The following is a 12,961-nucleotide window of genomic DNA, read 5'->3' as shown; positions in this document are numbered from 1 at the left end:
ACTAAATCTACAGTGTAGTATGTAGTACTAAACATACAAAATATTCGTTAAATTAATTTACATTAATCCTTCGTGTTTCAGCAACCATAGTTTTCTATCAAGCCCACCTGCATAACCCGTTAACTTTGCATTTGCGCCAATAATTCGGTGACAAGGCACTATAATACTAATCGGGTTTTTACCATTAGCAGCACCTACCGCCCTCACTGCTTTTGGGTTATTGAGTTGGCTTGCAATATAACCGTATGTTTGCGACTGCCCAAAAGGTACCGTTAATAATGCTTGCCATACACTGTGCTGAAATACCGTACCGCTTGTATCAAGTGGTACATCAAAAGTAGTGCGACTTTTTGCAAAGTACTCGTTTAACTGCGCAGCGCAAATAAGCACCGCCTTGTTAGTAACTTGCTCAAATGGCGTATGAGGGTGTTCAACTGGTGGATAAAACCCAACGTAACTCACGCCTTTCTCGGTCGCTTGAATAATTATGTCGTCTATAGGGCTCGAAATTGATGTTTGAATGATCATTATAATTGCTGCCAAAGTTGAAAAGTTAAGTAAGAGCGAAAAGGAGCGCTGTTAGCAGGTACGAAAGGGTTTGCCGCCGCTTGAGCTTTTTTAACACCTAAGTCGCCATCAAGTAATATATCGGGCTGGCTTTGCCCTCGCAACTTTGCATAATTTACCGTCCAAGGACCAATTCCCTTTAAATTAAGCCATTCGTCTAAATCGTCATTTTCAGGATTTAGTGCACAAAACTGGGCTAAGTTGTGTAGCGCATTTTTGCGTGCTTGTGGCATTTTAAAAAATGCAAAATCACTATTAGCAACAATTTTAGCTGTAGGAAAATAAACGGGATCGCCCTCTTTTTCGCCTAATTCATCAACTAACTTTGTTACTAAATTATGCGCCGCAGTAACACTCACTTGTTGTCCGAGTACCGCCCTTATACCGGCTTCAAAACTTGACCAAATCCCTGGAAGCCTGAGCCCTTCACACACTGTAAACGCATTGTTTATATTGGCGCTTAAATGCGTTTGAATTAAATTAATATCGGCATCTAAATCAAGCACACGGCGTATATTATTTATAACAGGTTGTAAGTACACCGTATTGTCTATATTGATAGATACACTAAAGTGGTTTTTACTCGCTATAAATTCAGCGGTAAAACTTCCTTTGTATTCCTCACTTGCAAAAGTACGTCCGTAGCTCGTTTGTGTTATCCACTCCATTGGTTTTATCAAGCGCCTTTGTAAAAAGCCCTGCAAAGCAGGCCAATTATAAGGCGGCCTAAATGGCAGGGTTAAAGTGAGTGTTGACGTTGGTTTTTTATCGCCACTGCGCAGCTTCGAGGGAGCTATATTTAACTGCTGTAAAAATGCATCATTAAAGCGCCTAATGCTTTTAAAACCTGCGGAAAACGCTATTTCGGTAAGGGGTAAATGTGTTTCTTGAATCAGCTTTTTAGCAAAGTGACATTGGTTAAATAATCGATATTGCGTAATCGACACGCCAAAATACTGCTTAAACAACTGTCTTAAATAACGACTACTTACACCTAAACGAGCTGCTAATTTTTCGCAGTCGTGCTCGTCATTTTGATCTATTAACTGTTTTGCTCTAAGTGCAGTCGTTTTTGTACCCTGCCATGCTGCGCTGCCAGGGGCACTATCGGGCCTGCAACGAATACAGGGTCTAAAACCATCTTGCGCCGCATTATGGGCAAACTGATAATAAGCAACGTTTTTTTCGTGAGCCGTTGGCGCAGGGCAAATAGGTCTGCAATAAATACCGGTACTTTTTACCGCTACGTAAAAAAGCCCGTCAAAACGAGGATCGCGGCTCTGACGTGCTTTTTGCCAATGTAAAATGTCCATAAGCGACTCTGTAAAATAACCTTATAGAGCCTAGCTTATACAAAAAAACTCACATTACTAGCCATATTCGGCATTCAACCAATAGCCAATAAATAACGCCTTTGTACTTCTTGCCAATTAATTACATTATAAAATGCAGCAATATATTCAGGGCGTTTGTTTTGATACTTCAAGTAATAAGCATGTTCCCATACATCAAGTCCCAAAATAGGGATATTTCCCTGCATTAAAGGACTATCTTGATTAGCGCTATTTTCTACAATCAACTTTTCATCCGGCGTTACAGATAACCACGCCCAACCACTACCAAATTGGCTAATTGCTGCGGCTGTAAATTGGTCTTTAAATTTATCAAAACTGCCTAGTTGCTCATTAATAACCTGAGCCACAATACCTTCAGGTTCACCTCCTCCTTGTGGACTCATTACTTGCCAAAATAAGCTGTGATTAAAATGCCCTCCTACATGCTCTTGTACTGCTTTTTGCAAATTACTAGGCAGGCTGTTTATTCCCTTAAGTAATTTTTCAGCATTTACGTTTTCATATACGGTATCTGCTAAAGCAGCATTGGCTTTATTGATATACGTTTGATGATGCAATGTGTGGTGAATATGCATCGTTTTGCTGTCTAAATGAGGCTCAAGCGCATCATATTCATAATCAAGTGCTGGCAATGTAAACGCCATAAATTACTCCTTTATTTTAATGTAGCAGGCTGTTTGTTGAGTCTTTAGAGCATAAGTAAAAATTCACTTGCTCTATTAGCTCAGGTAAAAAATGATAGCGTCTTGCAAATGATACAAGTTCAGAGGAAGTTTTAATGTAATGGTGCTTACTCACTTTTTGTATATCGTAATGAGTATGCTTAATTAATGAAGAGAGTGTTAAATGTACTTCGCATAGCCATTTGCATGCATTTTCAGGCTGTTGCATAGCTATATAGGTATCAGCTAAATTATGTGACGCAACAACAAGTGCGGGTATACAGTGCTCAATAGCATGAATGACAGTGTTATTAATCTGAGCATATAAAAATTGCTGAAGAAGATGATCTGCAAGTGTTTTAGCTAATAAGTATTTATCGCGGGCTTCGAGAAGTGCACCTTGTTCAAATGCATAATTACCTTGCATTATATTCGACTGCCAAGGGCTTAATGCTTGATCAAGATAAAGTAAATCTGAGTGGGGTTGTTTTTGACTTGAGATCATATAATCATCTGCACGTTTATTTATGAGTGTGTATTTAACTTACACACCCACAAAACTAAATGCAAATGATTTTCATTAACTATTTAGCGAAGTCTAATAATTCCTGCCCTGTTAAGCGATATATAATCCATTCGTTTTGTGGCTTTGCACCAATGCTATTGTAAAAATCGATAGCGGGTTTATTCCAATCAAGCACTACCCATTCAAAACGACCACAGTCATTACTAATGGCCTTATTAGCTAAGTGTTTCATAATGGCTTTACCTGCGCCATTGCCACGGCTATCTGGGCTTACGTATAAATCTTCAAGGTATAGGCCATTTTTACCTAACCAGGTAGAGTAATTATAAAAATATACCGCAAAACCAATTGGCTCATCACCTTCTAAACAAATTATGCTGTGCGCAGTTGCACCTTCACTAAACAGAGTATCTAATATTGCCTGCTCGTCTGTTTTTACTGCATCAGGTTCTTTTTCATATATGGCAAGTTCGGTAATAAAGTGCAAAATTGTTTTTGCGTCACTTGGTTTTGCATCACGTATTATAACGGGTTGGCTCATTGTATTTTTACCTTAAATATACTGCTCTAATTTATCTTTTAAAATATCTAATTGAATAGGTTTACTCAAGTAATCATCCATTCCAGCTGTAATACAACGCTCTTTATCGGAGTCCATTGCATTGGCGGTGATAGCAATAATTCTAATATTTTTGTGTTGTTCACCCGCTAATCCTTTGCGAATAGCCGCGGTTGAAGCAAAACCATCCATAACAGGCATTTGGCAATCCATAAGTACTAGCTCAAAGAACCCTGAATCGTGAGCTTTTAATATATCAATTGCCAGTTGACCATTCCCGGCAATCGTAACATCACAATTAAGCTTTTTGAGCATTAATTTAGCCACCTGTTGGTTAATGGGATTATCTTCTACCAATAATATTTGGGAAGACTCCTGTACCTTTTCTTTTTTGAGTGACGAAATATAACCTGACGTAACGAGTGGAAGCACTTCTCCTGCTCCATTACTCGTAATAACAGACAGTGCAGAAATTAAATCGGCGGTGGTTACTGGTTTAGGGAAATATGCCTGAAAACCAGCATCCGAATAGCGCTGAGCGCCTTCCATACCAGCAATACTAGTCATCATTACAAGTGGCATTGATTTATAATGTTCATGTGCTTTTAATGCTTTACAAAGCTCTATGCCATCCATTCCTGGCATTTGCATATCAAGCACTGCAATATCATACATGCAATTTTCGCTTTTATATTGCTGCGCACACATATCAAGTGCTTGGTGTGCGTCACAAGCCAGAACAACTTTCGCGCCCCAGTGTTCAAGCTGCTGTAAAATTACTATTCTATTTGTTTCGTTATCATCAACAACTAAAACAGTTAATTCTTCCATATTAATATTAGGAATATAACGCTCTTTTTGATCTCCCGGTGTTAGCATTATAGAGGCAGTAAAGGTGCTTCCTTTACCTGCTTCGCTAGTGACAGAAATAGCTCCTCCCATTAACTCGCAAAGTTGTTTACAGATGGCAAGCCCTAAGCCACTGCCCCCGTACTCACGCGTTGTTGATGCATCTACTTGAGAAAACGGAGTAAATAATTGCTGTTGTTTGTCTTGACTTATTCCTATGCCTGAGTCTTTTACACTTACAACAAATTCTAAACCTTGAACCACTTTATTAATTTTCGCACTTACCACAACCTCGCCTTTAGCCGTAAACTTAACGGCGTTACTCAGTAAATTAGTAAGCACTTGGCGAATTCGCCCGGGGTCACCACATAATTGCGAAGGCTCCAAGGCTAACAAATCTAAAATTATTTCAATGCCTTTGTCTTGAGCTGTAAATGCTTGCGCGGCAGCAACTTCGCCAATTAAATCTCGTCCATTAAAGTTAATTTCTTCAAGTTCGATTTTACCAGCCTCGGCTTTAGAAAAATCTAAAATATCGTTAATCACGGCTAATAGAGAATGTGCGCTTGTTTTGGCAATGTCTACTTTTGTCTCTATTGGCTTAGGTAATGATTCTAATTGAACAAGCTCTAGCATACCGAGCACACCATTCATTGGCGTTCTTATTTCGTGGCTCATAGTTGCTAAGAATTGACTCTTAGCAAGCGCTGCATCTTCAGCTTTAACAAGCGCTACTTTTAACTCCTCACTAATTACTTTGCGCTGCTGAGAAATTAAAGTACTTCCCACTAAAGTAGCTAATGATCGAAGATACGTTTCTTCGCTTTGCGTCCAATTGTGGTGCTCGTCTACCGTTTCAGCACACAAAATACCTAAATTACCATCGCCAGTTGCTATCACTGCATCAAGCATCGATTTAATATTTAGTGGTTTTGCATACGCTTCTATAAAATCAGCAGTTGCTGGGTGCGTATAAACATCATCAATAGCTACTAAGTTTTGCTTATAAATGGCGTTGTAATATGCAGGGTAGTCTTTAGCAGTTAAAACAGCATTTGTATCTACAAAACCTTGCCCTTTAATGTATAAACTATGACATGTCATCACATCCCGTTTATCGTTAAAAATCCATACCGAAGCGCGAGCAATATCTAGCACTTCACACATAGATTTAACTGCTAACTTTTTAACTTGTTCTACATTACTGTTTTGTACTTCAGGGGCAACAGTAAGTGCGGCTAAATTTTTGTTATACCTGTTTGTTTTTTCGCTTTCGAGTTCAAGTCGCTTATGCGCATCAATACTTTGAAACGAGCCAAAAACACGTACGCATTTTCCATCTCTAAGCTCTGCTTGACCCATTGATTTAACCCAACGCTCCTGCCCCGAATAAGTTAAAATAATAAGCTCAACACTCCAACTTTCACCCAAAGTCACAGCGCATTCAAACAAGGTACTTATAGTGTCTCGGTGTATTCCTGGTTTATAAAAATCAATTGCGGTATCTATGCTAGGCTCATAACCCTCTGGTACCTCATGAATAACTTTAACTTCATCAGACCAATAAAGCGTATGCGCCTCTAAGTCAATTTCCCATGCGCCAATCTGACCTTGCTTACTCATTGATTCGAGTAAATTTTGCTGACGATTTATTTCTAATTGAGTGTTGTAACGATCCGTAATATCTAAAATAAACCCATCTAAATACAATATGTTGCCATCATCTGCGTAAATCGCTTGGCCTTTTTCGTTTACCCAATGCAAGGAACCATCGCGAGCTGTAATTCTATACTCAACAGACCATGGTTGCTTGGCGCCGACACAGCTTAATATTTCAGCTTTTATTTTTTTAGAATCGTCTTTGCATATTAAATCAAAAAAGTTAATGGCTTCGCTATGTATCAACTCATCAGGCGAATAGCCTGTTATTTCACTCGCTTGGTCGCTCATATAAAGCATGCTTAATTTGTCATCAAATTTACATCGATAAATAATGCCCGGTATATTTGATACTAAAGATGCAAACCTATCTCGACTTCCTTGCAATTCATGCTGTGTAGATTTTTGATCAGATATGTCTAAATGCGTACCTATCATACGTTTTGGAGAGCCATCGGTATTCCACTCAACTATTTTTGCAGTATCGAGAACCCAAATCCAATCTCCATTTTTATGCTTCATGCGGGCTTCGCTAACATAATAGTCAGTCTCGCCGGCAAAATACGCTTGAAGTTTTCTCTCCGATATAGCTAAATCATCAGGGTGAGCAAATGTATACCAAGTATCTATAGTGCATGGTTCAAGCTCGCTGAGTTTGTAACCTATAATCTCGGCCCAGCGATTATTAAATGTCACTTTTTTAGAATCGATATACCAATCCCAAATACCCACGGCTGTTGAGTCAATCACTAGTTGTAACTGTGTTTTGTGCTGTTCAAGCTCCAACTCTTGTAATTTAAGTGCTGAAATGTCAGTACGAATAGCAATATAGTTTTGTGGTTTACCGTTTTCATCTAAAAATGGCACGATGGTCGTATCTACCCAATAAAAATCACCATTTTTAGCTTTGTTACATATTTGCCCGTTCCATATGTCGCCATGTTTAAGCGTTTTATACATATTTTTAAAAAATTCTTTTTCGTGTTTTCCCGAATTTAAAAGGCGATGGTTTTCGCCTATTAATTCATGCTCATCAAAACCACTAATCTCACAAAATTTCTTATTTACAAAAGTAATAGTGCCATGCAAATCGGTTACAGCAACAATTGCATGTTCATCTAATGCGCTTTTTTGTTCAGCTAATTGTTTTAATGCAATTTGAAGTGCCGAACGTTGTTTTTGTAATATACTTTGTTGCTCTGCTTTTACGTCCACTAACTTACGTAAGCCTAATGAAAGCTGATTAAACTCTATACTGTCGTTTATTATTGGAACTTTAACCAAATCGCCTTTTGTAATATTTTCAACAATTTTAGCTAAGTTAATTAAAGGCTGAGAAAGCCGGCGACCAAACCACCAAGACAGCGTTAATATAAGCAATAACGCCCCCGTATTAGTCAATACAGCAAGCTGCTTATAATAATTGGCGCCTTGTAGTGCGACTTCTTTTGGTTTTGATACGAGTAGCTGCCAGCCAGATTCATTTAAAAACTCTAATGAATTAATATACCCATATAAAGTGACTTCATTCTTATCACTATAAGTAAAAACACGTTGTGTTGGTGATCCGTTTTGAGAGAAAAATAGTGGTTGGGTATCGTCTGAATTATTACTTTTTTGAATTTTATTTTTGTACATAACATAAAATGTTATGTCTTTATTAGCAGCGTGTATTTTACTTAAATTATTTAATAAGCCGTTTAAATTTATATCTGCGATCAATATTGTTTGTAACTTATTTTCATCATTTAATACCGGCAAGCCAATAATATGATAGTCGCGCCCTGAGGCAGTCATTGACTGAAACTGAATCTTGCCTGTATTTTTAATACCTGTGCGTATGTCGTCAAAGCGCTGCTCTTTAATAACATCAAAAAAAGGTGATAAAGGTCGTGAGTTAACAAGGTTTATATCTATAAGCTCTACATGATTAACGAAGTCGTACTGCTCAACAAATTGATTTATTAATTTTTGTTTTTTAGCAGAGCTAATATCAAGTTGTGACCTAAGCAAATATAAATCTTTAACATGGTCTGCAAACCAAATATCAGCAAATTGCTTGCCTATATTATTAAGCTCGTTAAGTTCGGTGTCTGCATTTTGTTTAAGGGTGCGATTTACGTGTTCAAGACTAAACCACGTAAGTATACAAAGTGGCACTAAAGCTATAATTATAAAGGTTATAATTAACTTACTTCGAACAGATTGTCCTTTACCTGTTAATTCACCAAAGTTTAAACCTTTGTCCATGCTTAATACCCAGCAGCTTTTAATCATTTAATATTACTTACATTAATGCACTAAATATATAAAGACGCAAGTTTTGAGCCGTAAACTCCTTAAAAACTCGACATTTAGCGCGACAAACTTAAATTCACGCATTTAATAAAATACGCCTTTATCATTAACTTAAAATTACGTTCATGTACGCGACAACTTCTGTAGCTGTTTTAAACCACCCATGATATAAGCAATATTCAGTCAATGTATTTGAAGGGATTATGGCAATGGCGCACGATCATTCACATAGTCATGTAGACGAAAACCAAAGTAATAAGCAGCTCACCGTTGCAGTTTTTATTAATGTATTACTAACCATAGCCCAAGTTATTGGTGGGTTATTTTCGGGCAGTTTGTCACTTATAGCAGATGCACTTCACAACTTAAGTGATGCCGCCGCTATATTTATAGCCTTGATTGCACGAAAAATCGGTAATAAACCAGCTGATGACACACATCACTTTGGCTATAAACGCGCTGAAATACTCGCCACTCTTTTTAATAGCAGTACACTAATAATAATTGGTGTGTATTTAATTTTTGAATCAATTTCGAGTTATTTAAACCCTCAACCAATTAATGGTTGGATAGTTGTGTGGGTGGCCGCAATAGCGTTAGTGATTGATTTAGCAACAGCGTATTTAACCTATCGAGCTGGTGCAAATCACAGTATAAATATAAAAGCAGCCTTCATTCATAACGTATCAGATGCAATGGCATCTATTGTGGTCATCATTGCTGGCACCTTAATTATTTTATATCAATGGTATATTGTTGATTTAATCGCCACTGTACTTATTTCTATGTATGTAATTTATCATGGCATTTTACTTTTAAAACAAAGCTGCAAAGTTTTAATGCAAGCAGCGCCTGACAACATCGACACACACGCAATATCGGATGCTATTAGTAGTAAATTTAATATCGAATCGGTAACCAGTATTAAGCTTTGGCAATTAGACGATAAAGAAAGCTACTGCGAGCTTATTATTAGCACTCAGCAAGCAATTAATTTGCAAGCCATAAAAATATTCTTACACGATAATTATAATATCGAAAATTGCATAATAGAAATCCAACCAAATACACAACTATTTAATTGAAAACAGCTCGTATTATCATTTACAATATTACTATTAACTCATAATGAGATACCGTTTTTGAAAATTTGGTTACGTAGGATTCATTTAGGCCTTGCCCTTATTAGCGGACTATTTTTATTAATAGTGAGCTTAACCGGTGCTGTTATGATTTATGCAAAAGACATTCAGCACTTAATAGAACCCGCAAAATGGCAAGTAACACCACAAGCTACTTTTATGCATTACGATGAGCTTATACAAAATGTACAAACTCAAACTAAGCAAAAAATTACTTTTTTTATGCCAGAGCAAGCACCGGACGCCGCATGGCAGTTTAGGTTAGCTAATAAACACTACGCTAGTGTTAATCCCTATTCAGGGAGTGTACTAAACGTCTATGAATCAACCGATACTATTTATGGGTTTGCCCAAGGCTTACATCGCTGGCTGTTGTTTGAAAACAGTAAGGGTGAAAAAACCTTTCGAAATTGGATGTCGGTATGTGCATTGCTACTTTTAATAAATGTATTACTGGGCTTTTATTTATGGGTAAAACCAAAAAATAGAGTTAAACGTTTAGCTATAAAACCAAAAGCCAAATTTAGAGTGCTCATGTATCAATTACATACAGTGCTTGGTGTTTACTTTTTTATACCCCTTATGCTTATTGCCTTTACTGGCATGGCATTTAACTGGAAAACACAAACTCAATCTGTATTAGAATTTGTAACGTTTAACAAAGTAGAGCAAAGACCTAAAGCGCCAAAAATAATCCCTCTTTCTCAAGCTGTTTTAAATTATAACGAAGCAATAAAAAATGCCGAGAGCGTATTCCCTGATGGCAAAACATATAGAATTTACTTGCCTAAAAAAGCGGACGAAGCAATTGCACTGAGAATGCAAAACCCTGGCGAAAGTCATGCTTACAGCTGGGTTTGGACTAACCCATTTACTAGTAAAGTATTAAACTCATTTGACGCAAGTAAAACCAACTTCACAACACAAGCATGGAACTTTAAGTATAAATTTCACATTGGTGATTTTGCAGGTCCTATAGTGCAGTTTTTATGGTTATTAATCGCTCTATCACTCGCATTTTTTATTGTAAGCGGTGTGTATTTTTGGTTAAAACGCCACAAATGGAAATAAATCTCATTAACACTTGCGTCATTAGTTGATAATAATTACCATTACGCAACTTATTATCAACTAAGACCCTCCCATGTTAAAAACTTCGCTTTGCCTTATTGCTGTTGCAATAAGTACTAACACGTTAGCAAATGAAAATAATAAAAATGAATACACTTCTGATCAGTTAGAGCATGTGATTGTATCTGGCAGCCGAATATCAGAAAGCATTGACGAAGTACCAGCCTCAATTACCGTTATTAATCAGCAACAAATACAGCAGCATTTAAAAGTAAGCTCAGAGCTGGGGAGTTTACTCGCGCAAATGGTTCCAGGCCTTGCACCTAACACTGGCAGCTCAAGTAATTCAGGACAAACACTGCGTGGTCGCGCGCCATTAATAATGATTGATGGCGTACCGCAATCAACCCCTCTTCGTAATGGTTCATTAGGTGTAAAAACGTTAGACGCAAGCGCAATAGCGCGCATTGAAGTCATAAAAGGAGCAACCTCTATTTATGGTAATGGTGCCTCAGGTGGCATTATTAACTACATAACAAAACAAGCGCGTAGTGATGGTAAACCGGAAGGCGAAATAAGTATTTCAAGTCGCTTTAGCACTGTTAAGTTAGCAGAAAGTGGCGGCGGTAGAATATCAGCAGCAGTAAACGGTAAACTTGATAAATTAAGCTATCTACTAACAGCAAGCTATGAAGAAAACGGCGTACAACGCGATGCACAGGGCGATATTTTAGGCTTGCAATATGGTTTATCTGATTCTGAAACTCAAAACTACTTTACAAAGTTAAGTTACGATTTTGACGACGAAAAACAACTTCAGTTTAGCTACAACTTTTACAGCTCACAACAAAAAACAGACTTAGGCGATGTGACTGGCGATGGCAATATAGGGGAAAAAACATACGCTATACACGTCCCTTTAGAGCTTCAAAAACAAGGTAAACCGCAAGGCCCTGAAGGCAACGAGAATATAACCCTAAAATATGTTGATTACGCGCTGTTTGAAAACACACAAATGACCCTCGATCTATATAAACAAAATATAGAAAACGTGTTCTTTTTCTCAACCGCTTTAGCCAATCTTGATGAAGGTTACAGCGGTGGTCAATCGGTTATTAAATCAGATAAACAAGGTGCACGAGCCACGTTTAATAGCCAGTTTGATTTTGAAAATGTAACAGCCACCCTAATCTACGGCATTGATGCCTTAAACGATAAAACATCGCAACCTTTAGTAGATGGCCGAGTGTGGGTGCCAGAAATGGACATGGAAAGTATTGCCGGCTTTTTACAAACAAAATGGGTAATAAACGATGATATTATCCTAAAAGCAGGCGTAAGAAACGAAAGCATCGATTTGAGCGTAAGTGATTATCAAACATTAAAGCTGTGCAGAACCGAATCACAATGCTCAGTGCCATTGAGTGTGCGTGGCGACAGTATTAATTACGACGCGACAACCTATAACGCTGGTATAAAATACAATTTAACAGAGGCGTTTAGTCCATTTTTTAGTTACTCACAGGGCTCTGACATTTCTGATATTGGTCGCCTACTTCGCTCTGCGACCGTTGAAGATATTGCGCTTATTCAAACCCAAGCTTCAATAATCGATAATTACGAAGTTGGTTTTACCTCACAGTTTGAAAACGTGCGTTTTGAATTTGCACTTTACAGAAGTACCTCAGAGCTTGGTACAAGTAGTGAATATAATGAAGTAACAGGTGTTTACGAACCCGTGCGTGCACCACAAGAAATATGGGGTTACGAAGGACTAGTTAACTACACTATTACCCAAGACCTTAAATTAAGTACTACTTACAGCTATGTTGAAGGTAAAAACACCGAGACAGATGACTATTTAGGCGCAAGCCAAATTAGCCCACCTAAAGCAACAGCTAATGTAACATGGCAAACAAATGACGAACTATCACTTGCAATGAGCTTTTTATACGTAGGCGACAGAAAGCGCTTTGATAAAAACGCACAAGGCCAATACTCCGGCGATCAGGGCCCTGTTAGTAGCTACAACACATTTAACTTAAGTGGCCAATACAATGTTAACGCCAAGTGGAGTGGCTATTTTGGAATAGAAAACCTTTTCAATAGTGATTACTACCCAGCCCGCGCACAAGCATATACTTACGGTGGGTACAACATTAAAGGATTAGGCACAACTGCAACATTGGGTGCTACATACCAATTTTAACAAATAAACACACACTATAGGCATGCCCTGCATGCCTATATGCTTAACCTGATGTAATGGTCTC

9 protein-coding genes are annotated in these 12,961 nt (G+C 37.9%); 3 read left to right on the top strand and 6 right to left on the bottom strand.

Annotation, left to right across the window (positions count from 1 at the left end):
* Positions 1 to 57: 57 nt before the first annotated feature.
* From GQR39_RS13850 to GQR39_RS13825, 6 genes are all read right to left on the bottom strand, one after another.
* Positions 58 to 528, bottom strand: a complete 471-nt coding sequence (locus GQR39_RS13850; protein ID WP_165735888.1) for a methylated-DNA--[protein]-cysteine S-methyltransferase — start codon at positions 526 to 528, stop codon at positions 58 to 60.
* On the bottom strand, positions 528 to 1,880 hold the full coding sequence (locus GQR39_RS13845; RefSeq protein ID WP_165735887.1) for an AlkA N-terminal domain-containing protein: 1,353 nt from the start codon (positions 1,878 to 1,880) through the stop codon (positions 528 to 530). Before GQR39_RS13845 ends, GQR39_RS13850 begins: the two co-directional genes overlap by 1 nt.
* A 74-nt stretch (positions 1,881 to 1,954) precedes the next feature.
* On the bottom strand, positions 1,955 to 2,566 hold the full coding sequence (locus GQR39_RS13840) for a superoxide dismutase (protein ID WP_165735886.1): 612 nt from the start codon (positions 2,564 to 2,566) through the stop codon (positions 1,955 to 1,957).
* 16 nt (positions 2,567 to 2,582) lie between these two features.
* A complete protein-coding gene (locus GQR39_RS13835; protein ID WP_165735885.1) occupies positions 2,583 to 3,089 on the bottom strand; it encodes a hypothetical protein in 507 nt (168 codons plus the stop codon).
* Positions 3,090 to 3,168: 79 nt separating this feature from the next.
* Positions 3,169 to 3,651: a GNAT family N-acetyltransferase gene (locus GQR39_RS13830; RefSeq protein WP_024608844.1), complete on the bottom strand. Its 483-nt coding sequence runs from the start codon at positions 3,649 to 3,651 to the stop codon at positions 3,169 to 3,171.
* A 12-nt stretch (positions 3,652 to 3,663) separates the two neighbouring features.
* On the bottom strand, positions 3,664 to 8,427 hold the full coding sequence (locus GQR39_RS13825; protein ID WP_165735884.1) for a PAS domain-containing protein: 4,764 nt from the start codon (positions 8,425 to 8,427) through the stop codon (positions 3,664 to 3,666).
* Positions 8,428 to 8,684: 257 nt separating this feature from the next.
* Here GQR39_RS13825 and GQR39_RS13820 point away from each other — a divergent pair, with 257 nt between their 5' ends.
* The 3 genes from GQR39_RS13820 to GQR39_RS13810 all read left to right on the top strand — a co-directional run bounded on the left by GQR39_RS13820 (position 8,685) and on the right by GQR39_RS13810 (position 12,897).
* The gene (locus GQR39_RS13820; protein ID WP_024600553.1) at positions 8,685 to 9,560 is read left to right on the top strand and encodes a cation diffusion facilitator family transporter; all 876 of its coding nucleotides are present in this window, start codon (positions 8,685 to 8,687) and stop codon (positions 9,558 to 9,560) included.
* Positions 9,561 to 9,617: 57 nt separating this feature from the next.
* Positions 9,618 to 10,688 carry a PepSY-associated TM helix domain-containing protein gene (locus tag GQR39_RS13815; RefSeq protein ID WP_165735883.1) on the top strand — a complete coding sequence of 357 codons (1,071 nt, stop codon included), beginning with the start codon at positions 9,618 to 9,620 and terminating at the stop codon, positions 10,686 to 10,688.
* A 73-nt stretch (positions 10,689 to 10,761) separates the two neighbouring features.
* The gene (locus tag GQR39_RS13810; RefSeq protein ID WP_165735882.1) at positions 10,762 to 12,897 is read left to right on the top strand and encodes a TonB-dependent receptor; all 2,136 of its coding nucleotides are present in this window, start codon (positions 10,762 to 10,764) and stop codon (positions 12,895 to 12,897) included.
* Positions 12,898 to 12,961: the final 64 nt, after the last annotated feature.

This window comes from Pseudoalteromonas sp. C8 (assembly GCF_011378685.1).
Taxonomy (GTDB): Bacteria; Pseudomonadota; Gammaproteobacteria; order Enterobacterales; family Alteromonadaceae; genus Pseudoalteromonas; species Pseudoalteromonas arctica.
Note: the sequence above shows the minus strand (reverse complement) of the source record. Positions and strands in the feature narration are given on the sequence as shown.

What these genes read in the sequence shown, in the direction of transcription:
- GQR39_RS13825 (WP_165735884.1), bottom strand. Translation starts at nt 8,427, where the DNA reads ATGGACAAAGGTTTAAACTTTGGTGAATTAACAGGTAAAGGACAATCT.
- GQR39_RS13845 (WP_165735887.1), bottom strand. Translation starts at nt 1,880, where the DNA reads ATGGACATTTTACATTGGCAAAAAGCACGTCAGAGCCGCGATCCTCGT.
- GQR39_RS13840 (WP_165735886.1), bottom strand. Translation starts at nt 2,566, where the DNA reads ATGGCGTTTACATTGCCAGCACTTGATTATGAATATGATGCGCTTGAG.
- GQR39_RS13830 (WP_024608844.1), bottom strand. Translation starts at nt 3,651, where the DNA reads ATGAGCCAACCCGTTATAATACGTGATGCAAAACCAAGTGACGCAAAA.
- GQR39_RS13850 (WP_165735888.1), bottom strand. Translation starts at nt 528, where the DNA reads ATGATCATTCAAACATCAATTTCGAGCCCTATAGACGACATAATTATT.
- GQR39_RS13835 (WP_165735885.1), bottom strand. Translation starts at nt 3,089, where the DNA reads ATGATCTCAAGTCAAAAACAACCCCACTCAGATTTACTTTATCTTGAT.
- GQR39_RS13810 (WP_165735882.1), top strand. Translation starts at nt 10,762, where the DNA reads ATGTTAAAAACTTCGCTTTGCCTTATTGCTGTTGCAATAAGTACTAAC.
- GQR39_RS13820 (WP_024600553.1), top strand. Translation starts at nt 8,685, where the DNA reads ATGGCGCACGATCATTCACATAGTCATGTAGACGAAAACCAAAGTAAT.